We start from the raw sequence: 22,373 nt of genomic DNA on the forward strand, positions 1-22,373 counted from the left end.
TAGTTAATCTCGAACGAGAACTTATAACCAAACTTTTTTTTTGCTGGTGTTATAGACATTTTTCCCAGTATCTTCCGCATCGGTGATGTCCCTAAACTGGGAAGCCTTTAACGATATAATGCTATTTCTCCTGAAGGCCGAAGACCTAGGGAAATGGGATTAGCCCCCAAGTCTGCTGCTGTGGCCGGGGTTTTGGCAACTTCATGGTAATCCTGCGGAGCATTTATTGCTGCAGACGTGGTAATTTTCACATCTTCTTCCAGGTTTTCGGCAGACAACTCAGCTTCCTGAATGGTAGCACTGGCCATGCCCCTAAACTATCCCAGGATATTCGGCCCTGATAGGCGCTTACGGAATTCTGACCCAAGACCGCCAGAATGACATCCTGATTGATGTAATTATCTCTACATCTGTCTCGCCGGTGAAAATACAATACGACCGTCATTGTCCAGCTCGCCGTCGCCGCTATAAGTGACTGTAGTCCCGACCGAATTAGCCGTATTAATGTTAGTTGCGTCATAAGCGGCCCCTGAGCTAACCCCATTGACGGTTCACTCTGTTACTTTCTCAACAATATTAATGAATTGGTCAGCCGTAACAAGATAGTTGCCGGGGCCTGGCAAGGAAGAAGTGTTTCAGATAACACTATTAACACTGCGATCATTATCCTGCATTATTCACTCAACCCCGCATGATAAAAAACCACTTATGCGACGATTTTTTTCACCCAAATTACCATGGCAACACCACCGATAACGGCCAGTGAACTGAAGATGATTCTGAGTGTGACCGTTTCTTCTAAAAACAACCACCCGGCGAAAACCGCCAGAACCGGCACGGATAATTGTAATGTCGCGGCCTTAATCGCTGCTATATGCACCAGAATGCTATACCACAAGGCATATCCTAATGCCGAGGCAATCGCACCTGAGGCAACTGCGTAAGCCATGCCCTCAGTATGAAGCTCCCCTCCCGGCCAGAAGATGACTAACAATACCAGCGCCAGCGGCATGGCGCGGATGAAATTACCTGCGGTGGCCTCAATGGGAAGTTTAGCCCCCTTACCTTTTAACGAATATACACCCCAGGCAATTCCCGCCGCCAGCATCATCAGCGCGCTGGAAAGCTGCGGTGCCGCCGCGTTAGGCAGCAGCAGCAGTACCAGTCCAACCAGCGCGAGCAGAAATCCGCTCCATTGCAGCGCGCTCATTCTTTCACCTTTAAACAGCCCCCAACTAATCATAGTCACCTGCACTGCACCGAAGAGCAGCAAAGCGCCGGCCCCTGTGGTCATGCTGATATAGGCAAACGAAAAGCCGGCAGCATACACAAACAGCGCTATAGCCGAAGCCATATTGCCTTCTTGTAGCGGTTTTCGGTTACGCGTAACCACCAGAAGGGTTAACATCAGCGCACCACTGGTTAATCGCCAGAAGGTGAAGGATGCCGGGTCAATATCGGTTTCTACCAGCGCCATCCGGCAAAGCAGCGAATTAGCGGCAAAGGCTGTCATTGCCAATGCAGCCAGTAAAACCAGTTTAATCAGTGCCATAGGATGTCCTAGAAAGCATTTTTAACCATAGTTGCATATTGTTAGCTAAATTCAATACCACTTTGCGCCTATTCTGCGCCGGGGTGATTTCGTGTTTATTCGAAACCAGACCGGATAACAGACAAAAAAATACCCGCACACTGGCGGGTATTTTAAATAGCTATGGTGTCAGAACACGATTAAAGCTTTACGCCCAAACGTTCTGCCACTTCAATATAGGTTTCAACCACTGAGCCCAGGCCCTGGCGGAAACGGTCTTTGTCCATCTTTTTGCGGGTTTCTTTATCCCACAGACGGCAACCGTCTGGTGTAAATTCATCACCCAGTACAATGTTTCCTGCACTGTCTACACCAAATTCCAGTTTATAATCCACTAAAATCATACCGCCCTGGTCGAACAATGCCTTGAGCACATCGTTTACAGCGAAAGTCAGGGCTTTCATTCTGGCCACCTGCGCAGCGGTTGCCCAGCCAAATGACTCAATATGATAATCATTAACCATAGGATCATGCAGCGCGTCATTCTTAAGGAAGAATTCAAACACCGGTGGATTGAGTAACTGGCCTTCCTCCACACCCAGACGGCGAACCAAAGAACCTGCGGCGACATTACGCACTACACACTCAACCGGGATCATGTCCAGTTTTTTAACCAGTGATTCGGTGTCAGACAGTAGTGATTCTACCTGTGTAGCGATACCGGCTTCTTCCAGCTTGGTCATGATAAAGTGGTTAAACTTATTATTAACCTCGCCTTTACGATCCAACTGCTCGATTTTCTCACCATCGAACGCCGAAGTATCGTTGCGAAACAATAAAATTAACTTGTCACTGTCGTCTGTGTGATAAACAGTTTTCGCTTTACCGCGATAAAGCTCGTCGCGTTTTTCCATTATAGGTCTCGTATTAAATGTCTAAGCCGTCTTCAGTCATTACCTGTTCAAAAGGTTTGAACAGATCAGCAACCTGTTTGGCATCAAATGGTGTGCTTTCATTATCCATAAAGGTGATAGACGTTTTAGGGCCTAATTTCGTCACCTTCAGGCGATAGTCTTCATAATCCAGCAACTGTGCATCGTCTGATGAAAACAGGTCACGCCACCAACTCACCTGTTCATCAGTATACTGCACAAAAATCAATCCGTTCGACTTATCTAGATCTTTTACGTTGAAACCGAGTTTTCGCAGTACCAGTTGGATACGCGGCCAGGCAATATCGTAATTAGCATCTAACACGAACGCCGGGTTCCCGTCGTCGTCAAAGCCCATTTCCATGTCCAGACCCTGGCGGATTTGTGCAATACGGCGATTAGTTTCCAGTTGGTTAAGGTATTCGTAATGACTGATCACCCGGTTTAACACCATCACTTCGTCACGGCGTCTTTCCATCGCGTTTAAGTCTTCTAAAGACTTATCGCCGCGTTCATAATCGAGTAAGGCAACACTTAACTGTGCAGTACGTCCATGAGGTTTCAATTCTACGTCAAACTTGTAACGGCCCTTTCCACTCAATTCGGCCTCATCAGATGACCAGTCAAACCAACCGCCGTTACCTTCTTCCTCAGAAGTCGGCGCTACGTTCATCCAGCCGGTAACCAGTTCGCCTTGTTCCGGGCTGAAGTTTTCTACGCTGATGCCTCGCTCTTCGAGATAACCAATCAGCGAATTCCAAATAGTTTTATCCAGAGTTTCTGTATCTCTTACCTGATCGAGAAGAACCGTGGCACCTTTTGAGCCTTCTTCCACATGGGAACCCTGTACTAACGGGATCACCAGCGCCGGCGGCACAACTTCAAGGTTACGTCCCACTAACGTGGTATCAGCAGACTGCTGTAACGCCGGAATATTGTAGTCGCTGGTAAATTCCGGCGCATCAAGATCAGTCGGCACTTGCAACTGTGTGCGTTCTTTCGATTTTAAGTATTCGTAACTCCCGGAGGCCGTCACGCGTTCTTGTTGTGAAGCACAAGCAGTAAGAACAAGGCTGGCAATACCGCTGACCAAAGCCAGTTTTTTATTCATAGTTATCTCTTATTCTGAAATTAAAGCGTATTCATATAACAACGCTTCGATGCTTTTTTGGCTCGCAAGTTCCGGTAAAACCATCGGCAAGCGTAAAAATGGGCTTTTCATCATGCCCATTTTATACAATGCCCACTTCGGGATCACCGGGTTTGGTTCAATGAACAGTGCAGAGTGCAGCTTTTCAATGCTAGCGTTAAGCTCCCGACAACGGGCGTTATCACCGGCCAGCGCAGCCTCACACATTTGCGCAATGGCTGCCGGCACAACATTAGCAGTAACAGAAATCACGCCATGGCCGCCTTCGCATAAAAACTCACATGAAGTACCGTCATCGCCGCTTAGCAACACAAAGTCATCGTCAACTAATGCCTGAGTGGCTTTTAAACGAGCGATATCGCCGGTTGCGTCTTTAAGGCCTACAATTTTAGGGTGTTTCGCCAGTACAGCTACCGTTTCTGGTAACATATCGGCAACGGTGCGGCCCGGTACGTTATACAAGAGTACGGGTAAGTCGGTGGCATCGGCAACGGCCTCAAAATGGGCAATCATGCCTTTTTGCTGAGGCTTGTTGTAATAAGGCACAACACTCAGGAAGCCATCAATGCCCAGGCCTGCCATCTGCTCGCTAAGAAAAATCGCTTCAGAGGTGGAATTTGCACCACTTCCGGCAATAATTTTGGTCCGACCCGCAGCGGCTTTTACCGTTTGTTTGACGACTTCAATATGTTCATCAAAAGGCAGCGTGGCTGATTCGCCGGTAGTACCTACCGACACAATGCCATGAGTGCCCTGTTGGATATGAAACTCAACCAATTCCCGCAGTGCAGGATAATCAATTTGGCCGTCATCAAACATGGGGGTGACAAGCGCAACGTAACTACCGGTAAACATATTCTCTCCACTTTTTGCGAGCGCACATGGTAATTGCCGTACTGGTTAAAAACAAGCATTTGAACGCCCGGATTGCATATTATTAGCAGAAAATGACGGTTTTTAATTTCGCTGCCCGTATTTTAAAACAGTTTAACTCTCACCACCGGTTTGTAAGCTGGTGAAATCAGACCAACGGCCGATTCGACTTTGGCCAAGGCTATGATAGAATCTGCGCCCCTTAATATGAGTCAGTTCCATGAAACAACAGTTAATTGCGGTTATTTTAGGTACCGATCAGGTGGGTATTCTCAGTGATATTGCCACGCTGGTCAGCGAATCAGATTGCAATATTCTTGACAGCAGACATGCTATTTACGGTCAGGAATTTTCGTTAACAATGATTATCGAAGGCACCCATAACGCCATCACCCGGGTAGAACTCAGTATCCCTGAAATGTGCCAGCGCCGTGATCTGTTGTCGATTCTGAAACGTACTCGCGAACACACTAAACAAAATCTGACTCACCTTTACGATGTTGAATTTAATGGTGTGGATAACCCGGGACAGATCCAGGCCATTACCCGTTTTTTTGCCGACCAGTACGTCTCTATAAGTGCCTTTCGTCAGACCACCAGTGTCGATGATGAGACCGGCCACAAGATGATGCGGTTTAAACTCGTGGTAAATATCCCTGACGATGTTGCCATGCCGGAGTTTCGCTATAACCTGAATTTGCTGTGTCAGGTACTACACCTGACATCCAATATTATTGATAAACATAAGGGATAATAATATGAATACGCTTTCTGCCGGTGATGCAGCGCCGCTTTTTAGTCTGCCCGATCAGGATGGTAATCCGGTTTCTCTGGAGTCACTCAAAGGCAAAAAAGTACTGGTCTACTTTTATCCTAAAGCCATGACCCCAGGCTGCACAGCACAGGCACAAGGGCTGCGCGACATCCAGAATGAACTGCAACAAAACAATGTAATCGTGCTGGGTATCAGCCCTGACGCGGTAAAACGTCTGCCCAAGTTCATTGAAAAAGAACAGTTAAACTTTACTCTGTTATCCGATGAGGACCATACCGTTGCCGATGCTTTTGGCGTGTGGGGGCCGAAAAAATTTATGGGTAAAGAATACGACGGTATCCATCGTATCACCTTCCTAATTGATGAAGAAGGCAATGTTGAGCAGGTCTTTAACAAATTTAAAACCAAAGAACATCACTTGGTCATTCTTAATTACCTGAATAACGGCGAATAACCTAAACAATTGGCAGGTCGCCCGGCCTGCCGTTACACTTTTAACAACTGCAATCTTTACCCGCCATTTCAGCGTATAATGTTCCCTCTGCTCCGCTAATTGAGGAAACGCCATGTGTGACAAATCTACCGAACAAGATATTCAGTCTTTTACCGAGCAAGGCGGAAAATTAAATCGCCGACAGTTTAATCAGCTACTGGCGCTTGGCACGCTCACTGCCGTTATGCCGCAGTTTGCCGTGGCCGACGAGGAGATTATGACGCAGGAGGTGAGTGTTGAAACCCCACATGGTACCGTAGACTGTTTACTCACAACACCAAACACAGGTCGTCATCCCGCGGTAGTTATGTGGCCGGATATCAAAGGCCGCCGAGCAGCCTTTGATCTGATGGGACAGCGCCTGGCTGCTCAGGGTTATGCAGTATTGGTGGTCAATCCTTTCTATCGGGATGTCAGCGGCGCCGCCTTGCCTGACGGGGTAGAATTTCCCTCACCAGAAGCCTGGCAGTTACTCTCACCCATGCGCGAAAAGCTCACTCAACAGGCAGTTGTCAGCGATGCCAAAGCTTTCTTTGCTTTTCTCGATCAACAGACAGCGGTAGATACCAATCGTCAGGGTGCGCTGATGGGCTATTGCATGAGCGGTTCGTTCACGATGTTTGTCGCGGCAGCCATGCCCAAGCGGATTGGTGCTATTGCCAGTTTCCATGGCGGCGGACTGGCAACAGATAAACCGGATAGCCCTCACCACACCATTGTTGAATCTGATGCACTGGCCCTGCATGCTATTGCTGAAAATGACAATCAGCGTTCACCGCAGATGCAGCCGATGCTAAAAGCAGCTTATCAGGCAGCCGGACTGACTGCGCATATAGAGGTATATCCTGATACTCTGCATGGCTGGACGCCGCCAGATTCAAAAGTTTACCACGAGAAACAGGCCGAACGTGCCTGGCAACAAACCCTGGCACTCTTTAAACAAGCACTGTGATAACACAGAATATGGCCAGCAGACGCTGGCCGCGATACAGAACAGGATAGAAGACTTAAGCTTCTTCGCTGGCATGCAGTTGTTCGGGCGAAGATGACCAGGCAGTAACCACCGCTTTAACCAGCGTTGCCAGTGGAATAGCAAAGAATACACCCCAGAATCCCCACAACCCGCCAAAGAACAGTACGGCAATAATGATATACAAGGGGTGCAGACTAACCGCTTCGGAGAATAAGATAGGCACCAGCAGGTTGCCATCCAGCGCCTGAATAATGCCGTAGGCGATCATCAGGTACCAGAATTCCGGCGAAATGCCCCACTGAAACATTGCCACCACACCAACCGGGATGGTTACCACTGCAGCCCCAATGTAGGGGATAAGGACTGAAAGACCTACCAGTACACCCAGCAACAAGGCGTACCGCAGATCCATAATCGCAAATGTCACGCATGACACCGCACCCACAATGATAATCTCAATCACTTTACCGCGAATGTAGTTGGCAATCTGTACATTCATCTCGTTACCCACCTGGGCAATAAGGCGGCGCTCCTTGGGCAGGATCCGGGAAATACTGTTGGTAAAATACTGCTTGTCCTTCAGCATAAAGAACACCATCAGCGGCACTAGAATAAAATAAATCAATAACGCTGCCACACTGGTGATAGAACCAATGGACGCCGATAATGCCTGCTCACCAAAATCCACCAGACGCTGATTAGCCCCTTCCATCATTTCGTAGATATGCGAAAACTGCACGTATTCCGGGTACTTATCCGGTAACGTTAGCAGCCAAGACTGGGCATTTTGCCAGATTATCGGTAGCTCCTGAGCCAGGCTCACGCTTTGCTTGGTAATCACGGGCACCAGGCCGATGGTAAGTAACACCATGATTAATATAAAACACAGTAACACCAACCCAACCGCTGGCGAACGCCCCAACCCCACCCGATTTAGCTGGGTCACCGGCCAGTCGAGCAAATATGCAATTACCGCAGCCACGATGACGGGCATCAGCATGTCACCCCACAACAGTAACAGTGCACTGCTGATTAAAATAAGGATAAGCAGCATGGCTGCATCAGGGTCGGAAAACTTACGTTTGTACCAGCGCCCAAAAACACTAAACATTCATCATTCCTTCACGCATTTTCGCCAACAGTAAGAGCACTGCCTGGCGCCAAAGCTATCTACCGGCACTCAACAATAAAGAGCGTTACTATACCGACAAACACTTGAATTGTAACGCATAGAACTTGCACCCAGCCGCACCATGTGGTGTGATCAGACCATCTGCACCATTGCTGTTTTGCCTTGCAAGGCCTTCAAGCAATGGCATTAAAAGGTTCAAATCTGAAATATATTATTAAATTCAGGGAACTGAATGCTGTCAGATTGTCGTATATATAGCAGTATCAGGCTTTAATTGAGGGAAAATGAGACAATTTTTTCGATCCGGTATCCTGGGTGTGTCGATGGGCATAGCTACGGCTTTGTTGCCGGTTTCCTCTGTTGGCCAGTCAATTGGTAGCGATAAAAACACGCTGCCAGATATCGGCGTAGTCGCATCAGAGGTCCTTACTCTGGATAAAGAAATGCTGGTTGGCGATGCCATTATGCGGCAAATGCGCGGTCAGGCACCGGTCATTGACGATCCGGTACTCACCGAATACATCCAGGATCTGGGTAACCGACTGGTCCTGCAAGCCGAAAACACCAAATTCCCCTTTGAGTTTTTCATTATTAATAACAGCGTAATGAATGCGTTTGCTTTTTACGGCGGCCATGTTGGCGTGCATTCCGGCATCATTACGCGGGCCGATACCGAAAGTGAGGTAGCTTCTGTGCTCGCTCACGAGATAACGCACGTTACCCAGCGCCATCTGGCGCGCAGAGCACTATCGCAACAGCGCAGTTCACCATTACAGATTGCTTCCATGCTGGGCAGTATCCTACTGGCCATGGCTAACCCTGAAGCCGGTATTGCCGCTATGCAAACCTCTACGGCCGTGGCGAATCAGTTGAACATTGATTACACCCGCTCTAACGAGCAGGAGGCCGACCGTATTGGCATTGATATTTTGTATCAGGCCGGTTTCGATCCGAAAGCTGCCTCGACCTTTTTTGGTAAAATGGCCGAGGAGTACCGCACCAGTTCCAGACCACCCGAGCGGTTATTGACCCACCCCTTAACTGAAAAACGGATTGCCGATGCCCGCAATCGCATGCGCCGCTATCCGGACGTCCGGCTGCGCCCCAGCTTATCGTTTAATCTGGCCAAGGCTCGTTTGCTGGCCCGTTATCAGTTTGAGCCCGACTACGCACTGGAACACTTTAAGGCAGTCGTCGAAAATGACACCTTTGCGATTCGGGATGCCGGCCTTTATGGGCTTGCCATTGCTTACCTGGCTAATGAGGAAAACCTCAAGGCCAAACAGATTAACGATCAACTATTGGCCAGAACACCGGGCAATCTGTTTTACGTTGATTTGGCCACCGACATTGCACTGGCCATGGGTAAAGCGGATGAAGCCATCAACATGCTGCAAAAAGAGCTGGAACATAAACCCCGTAACAGCGTGGTGGTGCTTAACCTGGCCAATGCCTACATGGCCAATGATAACCATGACGCCGCCATTGAGCTTATCCGCGATTATTTGCTGGTCCATCCCCAGGATCAACTGGCTTATCAATTGTTAAGTAATGCTTATAAAGCAGAAAAGTCTTATAAAGGTATGCATCAGAGCAAAGCGGAATTACTCGCCCTGTATGGTGCGTATCCTAATGCCATTGACGAATTGCAACATGCGTACAACTATACCGGCGACGATCACCTTGAAAAACAGCGGATCCGGGCGCGCATCCAGCAATTCAGAGACGAGCAGGAAAAGTTAAAGCATTTTTAACTTAGCCTGCCTGATGGCCGTTTGCAGTTTCTGCTGAGTGACTTCGCCGCGAATGGTCAGGGCAACCTCGCCTGCTGGAGAAATGATATACGTTGTCGGCAATACTATGGGCATGGAAACCGGTAAATCGGACATCGCCTCACTGACCACTACCGGAAACTGAATATGTTGCCGGGACACCACACCACTTAGTGCTTCATTATCGAGTTCATCAAAACTGACTCCCAGCACCCGAAACTGTTGAGCGTTGTGGACATGATTAAGCTCGGGAATTTCACGCAGACAGGGCTGACACCATTCGGCAAAAAAATTCACTACAGTCCATTGCTCGCTTTGCCAGTTGAACGGATCACCCTGCACAGTATTGACTGTCAGTGGTTGCAGGGTTCGCAAAGCAATTCCGCCGGCCAGTGCAATAATGCCAACCACAACCATGATGACAACACGGAAAGATCCACGTTGTTGCGTAATTCGTTTATAATCTGCGACAATTTTCAATCTGTTCAACCCGATAACCGTCAGTACAACAACTGGCGCTATCATAACAACACAATGGATAAGTAGAACACTATGCCTGAAATAAAAATACTGCATAACCCGCGTTGTTCAAAAAGTCGTGAAACGCTAAAACTCCTTCAAGAAAAAGGCATTGAAGCCGATGTGGTTGAATATTTAAAAGAGCCATTAAGTGAGACAGAGCTGAAATCCCTGTTCGCAAAACTGGGTTTTGACGACGTAACGCAAATGATGCGGGTAAAAGAAACAGAATATAAAGAAGCGGGTCTTAATTCCGCTGACGCAACCGACCAACAGCGGTTTGCAGCGATGGCAGAACACCCGAAACTACTGGAACGCCCGGTGGTAATTAACGGTGATAAAGCCCGCATTGGCCGTCCCCCGGAATCCGTGCTGGAAATCCTCTGATAATGGCGCCGGTACTGATCCTGTATTACAGCCGTCACGGGGCCACCGAACAACTGGCCAGAGCCATCGGTGTGGGTGTCGAAGCAGGCGGTGCAACAGCAAAAATTCGCACCGTGCCGCCAATTTCATCGGATCCGCATGCTGAGCAACCAGACGACCCGGCTGCCGGCCCGCCTTACATCACTCTGGATGACCTGAAGGGTTGCAGTGCGCTGGCGCTTGGCAGCCCCACCCGCTTTGGCAATATGGCAGCGCCGGTGAAACACTTTCTCGATTCAACCAGTGGGCTGTGGTTAAACGGTGCGCTAATCAATAAACCAGCCTGCGTGTTTACTTCAACATCCAGTATGCATGGCGGCCAGGAGTCGACGTTATTGTCGATGATGCTACCGTTGATTCACCACGGTATGCTAATTGCGGGCCTGCCCTACTCTGAACCGGCACTCCATAACACAGCAACCGGCGGCACACCTTATGGCGTAACGCATCTTGCGGCCAATAATATCACCACATTAAGCAATGAAGAAAAACAGCTCTGCCACGCTCAGGGCAAGCGACTGGCACAACTGGCCAACGCGCTGACATCCATGAACACAGAAAAAGGTAATGCAGTATGATCCCCATGTCAGCAAAGACACAACGGTTTCGCGTTTTAGCACTGACCAGCCATCTTGGCTTACTGGTCTGGATCACCCTGTGGCAACTTTTTTTAACAACTGATCAGCAGTATTCACTGGTCTTTATCTTTCTGTTGTACGTTTTACCCTTATTATTGCCGTTGCATGGCATTATTAAGGCTAAGCCTTACACCCATGCCTGGGCGAATTTTATTGCGTTATATTATTTACTCCATGGACTCACCGTATTTTACGCCGTCGACAACGAACGTTGGCTTGCCGCAGTGGAAGTTGTGCTGGTAGTCGGCATGTTTACCGGCTGCAGCGTATTTGCCCGTTTACGCGGCCGGGAACTGGGCCTGGGGCTGAAAAAGCTCAAAGAGGAGATGAAAGAGGAATGCGAGAGGTTTTCAAAGCGCTCTTAACCAACCGCAGCGCGGCCGCATTGTCGGCTGCGTTACTGATAGGTGGTTGTGGTGGTAGTGGCGATGATGCTGGCAGCACCGTATCACCAACACCAGGTACTCCAACGCCCGGATTCACGGCAGTTGAGCCGGCCCTCACCGCAGATAACCTGCGCCTGTTCGGCGAACTTGATGCGAGCGTCGAGGCATCAGTAGGATTTGTTGTGCTCAGCAACGATAGCCAGCCCCTGGACACCATTAACTGGCAGCAAACCAGCGGCCCTGCCGTTAATTTACTCGCCGCCCATACTCAGGCAGTTGGCTTTGATATTCCTGCCACCGGCACGTACGAATTTACCGTGATGGCAACCACCACAAACGGTGACCAACGCTCATTAAGTTTCACTCTCAATGCCGTAGCATCCGACGAGGAGAATCAGGCCAATATTCGCCTCGACCATATGGCAACCGAGCGTGGCCGGGTATCTTTACGGGTCGACTCTCCCACCGCCAAAATCATTACCGATGCACAATGGCAGCAACTTGCCGGCCCTCAGGCCGAAGATATTGTGTATCAGGAAGACAGCACCGGCGGACCACTGCAAAGTGCGTTTTTTGCCGCACCGGAAGTGGCTAGAGACGACGTCATGGAATTTGCGGTCACGCTGACTTTTGATGATGGCACCACAGCCAGTGATACTGTGTTAGTGGGGATTAACGATACCACAGTAAGCAGTAATGGGATTTTCACCCAAAACGATATGTATCTGACCACCGACCTCATTCCTTACCGGGCCGATACGCCCTGGGCTGATGGGCTAAAAGAGTGTGTGTACACGAATCAGCTGGTTAACAGCTGTACCTTTAATGACTTGCCATTAATTGGCATGCAAACCAGTAGCCCCACCATTGAAACCATTTTAGATAAAACCTTGATGTCGCACCCGTGGATGGGCGATCGCTTTGCTGAGTTCCTGCAAAATTCAGCTACCTCTGAAGATATGCTGAATCTGCTGCGCGGCGTAACGGCAGTGGTTATTTCCTATGACGTGCGCCCCTCCTTTTACTGGGTGCGTACCGGCGCCATTTACCTTGATGCCAGGAACTTCTGGCGTACGCCCGAGGAGCGGGATACCTTAAACACGGCTCCGGACTACCGCAGTGATTTTGGTAACGATTTACAGTTTGGTATTTACTGGCGCTACGTTAAGAACGACAGATATTACTATCCTCAGGCCTCACTGGCTGCGAGCAGCCATAACAGCCGTAACCTGGATCAACTGGAAGCGGCACTGTCATGGTTGATGTACCATGAACTGGCCCATGCCAATGACTTTTTCCCGCCGTCTTCCTGGGCCGGGATTGCTGAGACGCAAACCCCACTCAGCTTCTTCCAGAACAATGCCCCCCGGTCCACTTTGCTGTACAACCAGTATCCATTGAATTCGTCGGTACTGGACGCACTGGCCGATGTATCCTTTGGCGGAGAATCCGCCACCACCGCGCAACGTAATTACACGCCAAGCGAAGCTGCCGATGAATTCAGCGCGGATACCGCACCGGCGTTTTACGCCTATTATACCGAACGCGAAGATTATGCGACTTTATTTGAACGTTTCATGATGCTGCATCGTTTGGGGGTGAGTGCCGATGTGGGCGTGATTGGTAACAATAACAATCCCGATGCACTGATCACCTGGGGCCAGCGCAACCGCATTAATCAGGATACTCTGCAGGCCAGAACGGCATTCACTGTAGAACGGGTATTACCCAACCTGAATGTAGCGCAGATCCAGGCTGAATTACCGGACACTATTCAACTGCAGGCCGATACATCGTGGTTTGATTTTGAGGCACTGACCAACTCGCAACGGCTCTCACCACTGCGACGGGAAGATTCAGAAAAGCCCTACCGCCCGGCATTGCAAATCAGACACTGGGAGAATCATCTGAGGTACTAAGAAGCGGAAGGATCCGCATCTTCAGCCAGCTCTCGCTTAACCAAAGCGACTGAGATTTTCTTTTGCTCTTGCAATGAGCGCTGGTCGAGTCGGTCGAGCAGCGCCATTAAACTGGGCAGATCACGCTGGCTGTGGTTAAGCAGATAGTGCAGTGCCTGAGCCGATAGTGACAACCCCCGCTGCTGCGCCCTCGAGCTTAACACTTCACCGCGTTGTTCATCATTTAGCGACACTAATTGGTAGGTTAATCCAGCACTGATACGCGAACGCAGGTCCGGCAGTCGCACATTACTGGCATTGGGTCCCGACTGCGCCGCCACAATCAACAGGCCGATACGCGTTTCGCTTACACGGTTAATCAGATCGAATACCGCCTCTTCCCACGCTGCATGACCGGCAATAGCTTCCAGATTATCCAGACAAATTACCGGCAGTTGTTCGAGCGCTTCAAGCAGCTTGGGCGACAGGTTAACCACATCCGTAAAATTCACATAAGCATGAGGAATTTCCCGGGCCGCCAGCTGATGGCATGTGGCGTAAAGCAAATGGCTTTTACCCCGGCCAGAACTGCCTACCAGGTTGATGAGTGGTATAGAAGCCGCATCCAGTAGTGCCAGTGCCGGTTCGCCACGCCAGTCAGGCGAATGACTGGCCACACAACTTAATAACGATACCACCTCATCATTTCCCCCAGGGATAAAGCTGTCGAAGGTCTCATCATCAGGAAGCGTAACCGGTAAAGGCAACTGCATGGCTACTGACTCCAGAAATAATGCATGCCTTCCAGAGGCTGACCAAATGCATCGGTCAAAGGCTGCAACTGGCTATCGAGTGATAATACTGAGCGCAGATCCTGCTCTGTGCCCAGCAGGTTAAGGCGGAATGTACTCACCATTCCCTGCTGCTTCACCAGCATGACTTTGTCGGTCACGCTGAGGTTCTTCAAATAATTTTGCACCGCGACCACGCCCGCCAGGCTCGACAGGTTACCCACCGAAATATCAATGGGCTGGGCGGCGTTGCCATCGACAGGTAAAATCGCAAAATTCTGCCCGAGGTAATTGGCGTAGTCGTTAATAAAGGTGGTTAGCAACACTTCAGGCTCGTCGCCTATCAGCGTGTCGTGAGTGATCTGATAAGCGCCCTGATTCGCGGCCAGATACAAATAATCCAGTGAATAGCGGCCCTTTCTGGCACGCGCCGCAACGGTTGAAAATTCGTCCTGGGTAAACACTGGTCCGCTGGCAGACTCTTTTTCTAGCCACGACATTTCAATCGCATCCACTTCCGCCGGCAAGGGTAAGGTTACCTCACCGAATTCATTGATCCGGAGCGCGGGAACAGTAAAGGGTTCAGGGATAAAACGAGTTGAATCAGGCTGTTCTGGCTCGCGATACACAATCTCGCGGGTGCGATTAGGATATAAGCGCGCTGCCAGCACATAATCAACGTTGTAGCGACTGGCTGCATTTACCAGTTGTTCAGGAAACAAGCCCCATACATCATAGCCATTAATGGTTAGCGTGTCGTCCAGATCCATCAACGGCAAGGCCAAAGGCACTCCGCGCGTTTCGGCCTGGCGACGGGTCATTCTGGCCAGTTCACTCTGATTGCCGTCGTCAACAATGCGGCGCTCACCCTCATCATCTTCGATGGCAAGCCATAACAGTGCGTCCGGGCGTCGACTCCCCCAGATGGGTAAGCCTTGCTTTACCAGTTCCGTTTCAATAAGTTCGCGATCGAACTCGGCTACTAAAAACAACTCCCCCTGTTCTTCTGTGAAACGGTAGGCCCGTAAGTAACGATTGGCATTACGGCGAATGGCATCAACGGTTTGATAATCACTGATATCCTGTTGCCCAGTAATTTTTACCATCAACTGTTCCAGTGCCTCGCCGGTGCCGTGACTGAGCGCACGGCTGGATTTATTCTCAACCGCTACCTTACCGGTACCGAGTTCAACCGTGGAGCTGGCGTGTGCCATGCCGAGCCAGGCACTACTTACCAGTAAGGTAATGGCGGCAGTCAGCTGCGAGAGTTTTCTCGATAAATTAAGTAATTCTGCTACGGGCAAAAGCTTCGCAAACTCCATGTTAATAGCAATAAAGGTGCACGCCCTTCGGACGGTTTATTGTTATCTATTTAAACACGTTTTTCACCTTAATTATTGGCTTATCTGCGTTCTGATAACCAATATGCGGACTGACTGGCGACAATTTATACAGACGCAGGATTAATCATCGGTGCAATTTACCAAGTAAACCCTGCTTACACGTTGGACTTACCCCCGGATACTGGTAGAATCCGCGCATTCAAACCAGTCCATGCAACAAGGCTTACCCGTGTCTGAAAAAAATACCTCATTAAGTTATAAAGATGCCGGTGTCGATATCGACGCTGGAAACCAACTCGTTGAACGCATAAAGTCCGTAACCAAACGTACCCACCGCCCTGAAGTACGTGGTGGTTTAGGTGGTTTTGGTGCGCTGTGCTCATTGCCGGAAAAATACAAAAATCCGCTGTTGGTATCTGGAACAGATGGTGTTGGCACCAAGTTACGCTTAGCCATGGACTTTGAGCGTCACGACAGTGTGGGCATCGATCTGGTTGCAATGTGCGTAAACGATCTGATTGTTCAGGGCGCCGAGCCCCTGTTTTTCCTGGATTACTACGCCACAGGTAAACTTAATGTGGATACTGCCACAGCCGTAGTATCAGGCATTGGCACCGGTTGCGAACAGGCAGGCTGCGCGCTGATTGGTGGCGAAACCGCAGAAATGCCGGGGATGTATCACGGCGACGATTACGATATTGCTGGTTTCTGTGTCGGTGTCGTGGAAGCCGACGATGTGATTGATGGCAGCATGGTAAAAGCTGGTCAGAAAATTCTGGCGCTGGGCTCTTCCGGGCCACACTCTAATGGTTACTCATTAATCCGTAAGATTATCGAGGTCAGTGGTGCCGATGTAAATGCTGATCTGAATGGTTCGCCGGTTATCGACCAACTGCTTGCACCAACACGCATTTACGTAAAGTCGGTGCTGAAGTTACTCGAAAGCGTTAACGTTGCAGCCATCTCGCACATCACCGGTGGTGGCTTCTGGGAAAATATTCCGCGCGTCCTGCCAGACGATAAAAAAGCCGTGGTAGATGCCAACAGCTGGCAATGGCCTGCCGTATTTAACTGGTTACAGGATAACGGCAATGTAGAAACTCACGAGATGTACCGCACCTTTAACTGTGGTGTTGGCCTGGTATTGGTAGTGGACGAGCAGGATGTTGATGCAGCCCTGGCTGTATTAAACGACGCCGGTGAAAAAGCCTGGCTGTTAGGTGAAATTGCCGAGCTGGACGGCGAAAATCAGGTTGAGATCAATTAGTCACATGAGTACAACACCTAACATTTGCGTCATGATTTCTGGTAATGGCTCTAACCTTCAGGCCATAATCGACTGGGTAGAGGCTGGTAAAATTAATGCAAACATTGCCTGTGTTATCTCTAACCGCCCTGACGCATATGGTCTGGAACGGGCCCGCAATGCGGGCATCGAAGCCATTTGTTTAGATCACAAGCTGTATGAAGACCGCGAAACTTATGATCAGGCGTTACTGGCCACCCTGGCTAGCTATCAGCCGGATTGTGTAGTGCTGGCCGGCTTTATGCGCATTCTCACCCGCGAGTTTGTTGAACATTTTAGCGGCCGTCTATTGAACATTCACCCATCTTTGTTGCCCAAGTACAAAGGGTTAAATACTCATCAGCGAGCACTGGACGATGGTGACGATGAACACGGCCTGAGTGTTCATTTTGTGACGCCCGAGCTTGACGGCGGGCCTGTCATCATTCAATGTAAAGTCCCGGTGTTTGAAGATGATAACGCCGAAGCTCTGGCACAACGCGTGCAGGAGCAGGAACGTAGTATTTACCCGCTAGTGGTTCACTGGTATTGCAGTGGCCGGCTTAAAATGAACAACAATAAGGCATTATTAGATGGTAAAGTTCTTCCGGACAACGGTTACGCGAACGACTAAGTCTCTGGCCCTGACCCTTCTGTCAGGCTTTATCTGTGTGTCGGCCCTGGCCGACACCACGCCATCAGAATCCACCAATCTTATTACACCCTTTGAAGCGGTTTATTACGCTTACAAATGGGACGATAATCTCGGCTCCGCCAAAATTTCACTGGAAAAATTATCTGAGGGCCTGTATTCACTGACCTACCAGTCTAAAGTCTCTAAGTTCTTCTTGTCGGATAAACGCTTTGAGCACTCCATATTCATGGTTGAGGGCGATCACCTCGTTCCCCAACAGTATAATTACTCACGCACCGGTACCGGCCCGGACAAAAGCCTGAAAGTGGAATTTCCCAGCGATGATGGTGGGCAGATCCAAATTGAGAATGATGACGAAGCTTTCGCGCTGCCCTGGCAGGGCGAGCTGGATAATCAGCTGTACCGCCTTGATGCGCCCATTCGCCTGTCGCGCGGGATGGAAAGCTTAAGCTATGACTTTATCAATTATCGGGGGCAGCAGCGCCATTACGGTATGCGTGTATTGGGTAAAGAAACCGTCGACTTACCCTATGGCAAAATTGAAGCTATCAAGGTGGAGATTGTTCGCGACTCGAAAAGCCGCTACACGCTAGCCTGGTTTGCGCCGGATTTAAACTACCAGCTGGTACGTTTACAGCAATTTAAAGACGGTGATGAACAAGGCGACTTACGCTTAAAAGCCTTTTCGATTAAACGAAGTGATTAAGCTGCCGGCGGCATGTTGCCCTGCATGCCCCCCTTATTCTGCGCGAGTATCCTGCCGCTCTTCCCGCTTCGTCATTATTTAATGACAGTTTACTGACTCATTGTCATGCCACTATAACTTGATTTTTCGCGTCAGCGAGGATAGCTTTAAGATATCTGGTCAGACCTCAAAACAGAGTACTTGGACGAGGAGAACAAATGTCTGATTTTATATGGGTGTTACTGGTAATACTGTCACTATGTGTGGCGGCCTATCAACGCCTGCCCTTAATGAATGCCATTATTGTTGCAGGCGGCGTACTGTTGGTTGGTACGATTTTTGGTTCCCTCGGGCTATTTAGCTGGCTCGTATTTATCGTTGTTATGGCCCCTTTTGCGGTGTCATCCATTCGAATCCCTTACCTCACCAAGCCAATGCTGGCCTTTTACCGCAAGGTGATGCCGGAGATGTCGACCACCGAACAGGAAGCCATCGACGCAGGCACTGTATGGTGGGACGGTGAGATTTTCTCCGGCCGACCTGACTGGCAAAAACTGCATGCTATTCCCATGGGCCGCCTTACCTCTGAGGAACAGGCGTTTCTCAATGGACCGGTAGATAAAGTCTGTGGCATGATTGACGAATGGCAGGTAAATCACAAAGATGCGGACCTGCCACCCGAAGTCTGGGCTTACCTGAAAGAACACAAGTTCTTCGCCATGATCATCAAAAAAGAATACGGTGGTCTGGAGTTTTCTGCGTTTGCCCAATCCCGTGTTATCCAGAAACTGGCTGGCACCAGCGCCGTACTTTCAAGTACGGTTGGGGTGCCTAATTCATTAGGCCCGGGTGAACTGCTTCAGCATTATGGTACTGAAGCACAGAAAAATCATTATCTGCCACGCCTGGCCAGTGGTGATGAAATCCCCTGCTTTGCCTTAACCAGCCCCGAAGCAGGCTCTGATGCCGGTGCAATCCCTGATCAGGGTATTGTGTGCAAAGGCGAATGGGAAGGTGAAGAAGTACTGGGCATGCGCCTGACTTTCGACAAGCGTTACATTACCCTGGCGCCAGTTGCAACGGTTATTGGTTTGGCGTTTAAACTGTGCGATCCCGATGGCTTACTGGGCAGCAAAAAAGAACTGGGTATCACCTGCGCGTTAATTCCGCACGATACCAAAGGACTGGATGTTGGCAGACGCCATTTCCCGCTCAACACACCGTTTCAGAATGGTCCGGTACGTGGCAAGGATATTTTTGTACCATTGGATTACATCATTGGTGGTGCAAACATGGCCGGTAAAGGCTGGCGGATGCTGATGGAGTGTCTGTCGGTAGGTCGCTGTATTACCCTGCCCTCGACCTCTGCCGGCGGCGCAAAATCCTGCGCGATGTCTACCGGCGCTTATGCCCGAATCAGACGCCAGTTCAAGCTTCCTATTGGTCATATGGAAGGGGTTGAAGAAATGCTCGCCCGTATTGGGGGTAATGCTTACATGATGGATGCAGTTACCCGCTTCTCTACCGTGGGTGTCGACCTGGGTGAAAAACCTTCGGTGATCTCGGCCATTTGTAAATATCATCTTACCGAGCGTTCGCGAGTCACCGTGAATGATGCCATGGATGTACATGGTGGTAAGGGCATTATGCTTGGACCAAACAACTATCTTGGTCGCGGTTATCAGGGTATGCCTATTTCCATCACAGTGGAAGGCGCTAACATTCTGACCCGTAATATGATGATTTTTGGTCAGGGTGCCATGCGTTGTCATCCCTTCGTGTTAGACGAAATTAAGGCCGCTGCACTTGTCGATGAACAGGAAGCGATTAAGGCATTCGATAAAGCCGTGTTTGGCCATATTGGCTTTGCCCTTGCCAATGCTTACCGAAGCATTTGGTTTACGCTGACCGGTGGTTACTTCCACCAGTCTCCGTTTAAAGACAGCACGGCCCGCTATTATCAGCTACTACAGGGCTACAGTGCCAACCTGGCGCTGCTCACCGATTTATCCATGGGGATTCTGGGCGGCACGCTCAAACGTCGTGAACGTTTATCAGCACGACTAGGTGATCTGCTAAGTTATATTTACCTGGCCAGTGCTACCCTTAAACGTTTCGACGAAGAAGGCCGTCAGCATGAAGACCTGCCATTGCTACACTGGGTAATGCAGGATCTGATTTATAATCTGGAAACCGCACTGATGGATTTCCTGGACAACTTCCCCGTTAAGTGGCTGGGATTAGTGTTAAAATTAAAACTTATCCCCTTTGGCCACCGGGTATCAAAACCCAGCGATGTCACCGAGCATGAAATAGCCAGGTTATTACAACAGCCTGGTACCGCCAGAACGCGTCTTGGTCAGGGGCAGTACCTCACCCGCGAGCCTGGCAGCCTGCCCGGTGAGCTGGAGCAAACCCTGGAAGATGTCCTGGCAGCAGAGCCGGTGTTCGACAATATCTGTCGTGCCCTGGGCGAAAAACGTAGCTTTACGCAGCTCGATAAACTGGCGGAAGAAGCCCTGGCGAAGGATCTTATCAGCGAAGCAGAAGCAGAGCTGCTCAAACGCACCGAAAAAGGCCGCGCTAAGATTATCGCTGTAGATGATTTTGCTCCGGAAGAGCTGGTTGCCGCAATAAGATAGTCCAGCATCAGACCCATTAAAAAAGGCACCTTAAGGTGCCTTTTTTGTACCTGCTACAAGATTAAGCTTGTAGCAGGTAACACCCTATAACCGGTTTATTTACTGACGGCTTACCTGGGTTGAGTATTGCTCAGCCAACTCCAGGATCCGGTAGAAATTCAGGCCTTCGATTTTACTGCCCACCTGGCCATATTCCATGGTCATTTCTTTGGTATTGTCCTAAGTTTTAGCGATACTATCGGCGCCTTTCACATTGTCAAGCTGAATTGCAAACAACTGGATAGGTTGTTTGTGACTCAGCGTTTTACTCATTTCCTGCAAACTTCTTTGGGCCATTTCAGCCGAGCTGCAATCAACATGTAGTTCGTTTTTGGTATTCGCACAGCAGCAACACTAAAAACACACAATGGTTTTATTCACTATTGCTTCCCTGAAAAAACGTTTAGTCAATGAATTTGCAATAATAATCAATTAACGATTCAACGCCATTTCGAACAATTGCTGTTTTTCTGTGGCTGAAATAAAGGACTGGTTAACGCCATTAATCTGAATTTGCCGCAGTTGCTCATCGCTCAACCCGATAACCTCTTTGGCTACCTGGTATTCATCGCCAATATCAATGGCCGACACACCTGGATCGTCGGTATTAAGGGTAACCTCCACACCCGCCTCTAAAAAGGCTTTCATAGGGTGATTAGCGGTATCCACCACTGTTGCGGTTTGGTAATTTGACGTGGGGCAACTTTCCACGCCAATGTTGTGCTCCACCAGATACGCGAGCAACCTTTCGTCGTCTTTAGCGGCCACACAATGCCCTATTCGACTGGCACCCAGTAACTCAATAGCATTCCAGATGCTCTGCGGGCCATCGGCCTCTCCGGCATGAACCGTAATGTGCCAGCCGGCGTCCCGAGCCTGGTTAAAGTGTTCGACAAACAACGGCGCAGGATACCCCAGCTCATCACCGGCTAAATCCAATGCCGTGATATGGTCTTTGTGCGCCAGCAAGCCGTTGAGTTCCTTGGTGCAGGCAACCGTACCAAAGGTGCGGCTAAGGATACCAATTACATTATGTCGAATAGCAAAATCGCGGCTGCCGTCTGCACAGCCTGCTATGGTTGCTTCCACCACATCGGCTACGTTTAACTGATGAGATTGCGCCATATAAAAAGGGGAAAACCGTAGTTCGACGTAGTCAAGACCGGCCTGTTTGGCATCCTGCATATTTTCATAGGCAATGCGGTAACAGGCATCGGTACCTGCCAACACAGAAACCCCGTAATCCAGCCGCGCCAAAAACGCCAGCAAATCAGCGGTTTTATCCTGGATTTGGCACAGCGGCCGTAATTCGCCGAGATCATTGGCGGGAAGTGAAATGTTGTGCCTAGTGGCAAGATCCCATATTGTTTCCGGGCGGATATTGCCGTCGAGATGACGGTGGATATCCACCAGAGGAAGCCGGGTGTCTATCACA

General features: G+C 49.6%; 22 protein-coding genes. 12 read left to right on the forward strand and 10 right to left on the reverse strand.

Annotation, left to right across the window (positions count from 1 at the left end):
* Positions 1 to 107 precede the first annotated feature (107 nt).
* The 5 genes from AC2T0J_RS19175 to dapA all read right to left on the reverse strand — a co-directional run bounded on the left by AC2T0J_RS19175 (position 108) and on the right by dapA (position 4,468).
* Complete coding sequence (locus AC2T0J_RS19175; RefSeq protein ID WP_489807344.1) at positions 108 to 308, reverse strand: hypothetical protein; 201 nt, start codon at positions 306 to 308, stop codon at positions 108 to 110.
* Between the two features lie 398 nt (positions 309 to 706).
* Positions 707 to 1,552 (reverse strand): DMT family transporter, encoded by an 846-nt coding sequence (locus AC2T0J_RS19180; protein WP_489807345.1) that lies wholly within the window; start codon positions 1,550 to 1,552, stop codon positions 707 to 709.
* A gap of 179 nt (positions 1,553 to 1,731) precedes the next feature.
* Entirely contained in the window at positions 1,732 to 2,445 is a 714-nt protein-coding gene (gene purC, locus AC2T0J_RS19185) for a phosphoribosylaminoimidazolesuccinocarboxamide synthase (protein WP_489807346.1), read from the reverse strand.
* Between the two features lie 13 nt (positions 2,446 to 2,458).
* Positions 2,459 to 3,574 (reverse strand): NlpB/DapX family lipoprotein, encoded by a 1,116-nt coding sequence (gene bamC, locus AC2T0J_RS19190; RefSeq protein ID WP_489807347.1) that lies wholly within the window; start codon positions 3,572 to 3,574, stop codon positions 2,459 to 2,461.
* A gap of 9 nt (positions 3,575 to 3,583) precedes the next feature.
* Positions 3,584 to 4,468, reverse strand: coding sequence for a 4-hydroxy-tetrahydrodipicolinate synthase (dapA, locus tag AC2T0J_RS19195; RefSeq protein ID WP_489807348.1), 885 nt, complete (start codon positions 4,466 to 4,468; stop codon positions 3,584 to 3,586).
* A gap of 238 nt (positions 4,469 to 4,706) precedes the next feature.
* Between dapA and AC2T0J_RS19200 the strand changes: the two genes are divergently transcribed.
* The 3 genes from AC2T0J_RS19200 to AC2T0J_RS19210 all read left to right on the forward strand — a co-directional run bounded on the left by AC2T0J_RS19200 (position 4,707) and on the right by AC2T0J_RS19210 (position 6,706).
* Complete coding sequence (locus tag AC2T0J_RS19200) at positions 4,707 to 5,240, forward strand: glycine cleavage system transcriptional repressor (RefSeq protein WP_489807349.1); 534 nt, start codon at positions 4,707 to 4,709, stop codon at positions 5,238 to 5,240.
* 4 nt (positions 5,241 to 5,244) lie between these two features.
* Positions 5,245 to 5,715 carry a thioredoxin-dependent thiol peroxidase gene (gene bcp, locus AC2T0J_RS19205; protein WP_489807350.1) on the forward strand — a complete coding sequence of 157 codons (471 nt, stop codon included), beginning with the start codon at positions 5,245 to 5,247 and terminating at the stop codon, positions 5,713 to 5,715.
* A gap of 112 nt (positions 5,716 to 5,827) precedes the next feature.
* On the forward strand, positions 5,828 to 6,706 hold the full coding sequence (locus AC2T0J_RS19210; protein ID WP_489807351.1) for a dienelactone hydrolase family protein: 879 nt from the start codon (positions 5,828 to 5,830) through the stop codon (positions 6,704 to 6,706).
* Positions 6,707 to 6,761: 55 nt separating this feature from the next.
* Here AC2T0J_RS19210 and AC2T0J_RS19215 read toward each other — a convergent pair whose 3' ends face one another.
* Positions 6,762 to 7,838, reverse strand: coding sequence for an AI-2E family transporter (locus AC2T0J_RS19215; RefSeq protein WP_489807352.1), 1,077 nt, complete (start codon positions 7,836 to 7,838; stop codon positions 6,762 to 6,764).
* A gap of 305 nt (positions 7,839 to 8,143) precedes the next feature.
* Between AC2T0J_RS19215 and bepA the strand changes: the two genes are divergently transcribed.
* Positions 8,144 to 9,613, forward strand: a complete 1,470-nt coding sequence (gene bepA, locus AC2T0J_RS19220) for a beta-barrel assembly-enhancing protease (protein WP_489807353.1) — start codon at positions 8,144 to 8,146, stop codon at positions 9,611 to 9,613.
* Here bepA and AC2T0J_RS19225 read toward each other — a convergent pair.
* Positions 9,599 to 10,120: a TlpA family protein disulfide reductase gene (locus AC2T0J_RS19225; RefSeq protein ID WP_489807354.1), complete on the reverse strand. Its 522-nt coding sequence runs from the start codon at positions 10,118 to 10,120 to the stop codon at positions 9,599 to 9,601. The two genes, bepA and AC2T0J_RS19225, sit on opposite strands and share 15 nt — an antisense overlap.
* Before the next feature lie 63 nt (positions 10,121 to 10,183).
* Here AC2T0J_RS19225 and arsC point away from each other — a divergent pair, with 63 nt between their 5' ends.
* Genes arsC through AC2T0J_RS19245 form a run of 4 tightly spaced genes read left to right on the forward strand, consistent with a single transcriptional unit; the run spans position 10,184 to position 13,519 of the window.
* Positions 10,184 to 10,537, forward strand: a complete 354-nt coding sequence (arsC, locus tag AC2T0J_RS19230; protein ID WP_489807355.1) for an arsenate reductase (glutaredoxin) — start codon at positions 10,184 to 10,186, stop codon at positions 10,535 to 10,537.
* Positions 10,538 to 10,539: 2 nt separating this feature from the next.
* On the forward strand, positions 10,540 to 11,154 hold the full coding sequence (gene wrbA / locus AC2T0J_RS19235) for an NAD(P)H:quinone oxidoreductase (protein ID WP_489807356.1): 615 nt from the start codon (positions 10,540 to 10,542) through the stop codon (positions 11,152 to 11,154).
* Positions 11,155 to 11,159: 5 nt separating this feature from the next.
* Positions 11,160 to 11,579 (forward strand): DUF2069 domain-containing protein, encoded by a 420-nt coding sequence (locus tag AC2T0J_RS19240; RefSeq protein ID WP_489807357.1) that lies wholly within the window; start codon positions 11,160 to 11,162, stop codon positions 11,577 to 11,579.
* Positions 11,552 to 13,519 (forward strand): hypothetical protein, encoded by a 1,968-nt coding sequence (locus AC2T0J_RS19245; protein WP_489807358.1) that lies wholly within the window; start codon positions 11,552 to 11,554, stop codon positions 13,517 to 13,519. Before AC2T0J_RS19240 ends, AC2T0J_RS19245 begins: the two co-directional genes overlap by 28 nt.
* On the opposite strand, the gene hda is transcribed toward AC2T0J_RS19245, so the two are convergent.
* Positions 13,516 to 14,271, reverse strand: a complete 756-nt coding sequence (gene hda / locus AC2T0J_RS19250) for a DnaA regulatory inactivator Hda (protein ID WP_489807359.1) — start codon at positions 14,269 to 14,271, stop codon at positions 13,516 to 13,518. The genes AC2T0J_RS19245 and hda overlap by 4 nt on opposite strands.
* A gap of 2 nt (positions 14,272 to 14,273) precedes the next feature.
* Positions 14,274 to 15,593: a DUF2066 domain-containing protein gene (locus AC2T0J_RS19255; RefSeq protein ID WP_489807360.1), complete on the reverse strand. Its 1,320-nt coding sequence runs from the start codon at positions 15,591 to 15,593 to the stop codon at positions 14,274 to 14,276.
* 268 nt (positions 15,594 to 15,861) lie between these two features.
* On the opposite strand from AC2T0J_RS19255, the gene purM reads away from it, so the two are divergent.
* The 4 genes from purM (at position 15,862) to fadE (ending at position 20,899) form a co-directional block, all read left to right on the forward strand.
* A complete protein-coding gene (gene purM / locus AC2T0J_RS19260; RefSeq protein ID WP_489807361.1) occupies positions 15,862 to 16,899 on the forward strand; it encodes a phosphoribosylformylglycinamidine cyclo-ligase in 1,038 nt (345 codons plus the stop codon).
* 4 nt (positions 16,900 to 16,903) lie between these two features.
* Positions 16,904 to 17,551 carry a phosphoribosylglycinamide formyltransferase gene (gene purN / locus AC2T0J_RS19265; protein WP_489807362.1) on the forward strand — a complete coding sequence of 216 codons (648 nt, stop codon included), beginning with the start codon at positions 16,904 to 16,906 and terminating at the stop codon, positions 17,549 to 17,551.
* The gene (locus tag AC2T0J_RS19270) at positions 17,511 to 18,278 is read left to right on the forward strand and encodes a DUF3108 domain-containing protein (protein ID WP_489807363.1); all 768 of its coding nucleotides are present in this window, start codon (positions 17,511 to 17,513) and stop codon (positions 18,276 to 18,278) included. Before purN ends, AC2T0J_RS19270 begins: the two co-directional genes overlap by 41 nt.
* Positions 18,279 to 18,475: 197 nt before the next feature.
* Entirely contained in the window at positions 18,476 to 20,899 is a 2,424-nt protein-coding gene (gene fadE, locus AC2T0J_RS19275; protein ID WP_489807364.1) for an acyl-CoA dehydrogenase FadE, read from the forward strand.
* Positions 20,900 to 21,370: 471 nt separating this feature from the next.
* Here the strand turns inward: fadE and add are convergent, their stop codons facing one another.
* Complete coding sequence (add, locus tag AC2T0J_RS19280) at positions 21,371 to 22,372, reverse strand: adenosine deaminase (RefSeq protein WP_489807365.1); 1,002 nt, start codon at positions 22,370 to 22,372, stop codon at positions 21,371 to 21,373.
* Position 22,373 lies beyond the last annotated feature (1 nt).

It is taken from the genome of Alteromonas sp. ISO5 (genome assembly GCF_058105165.1).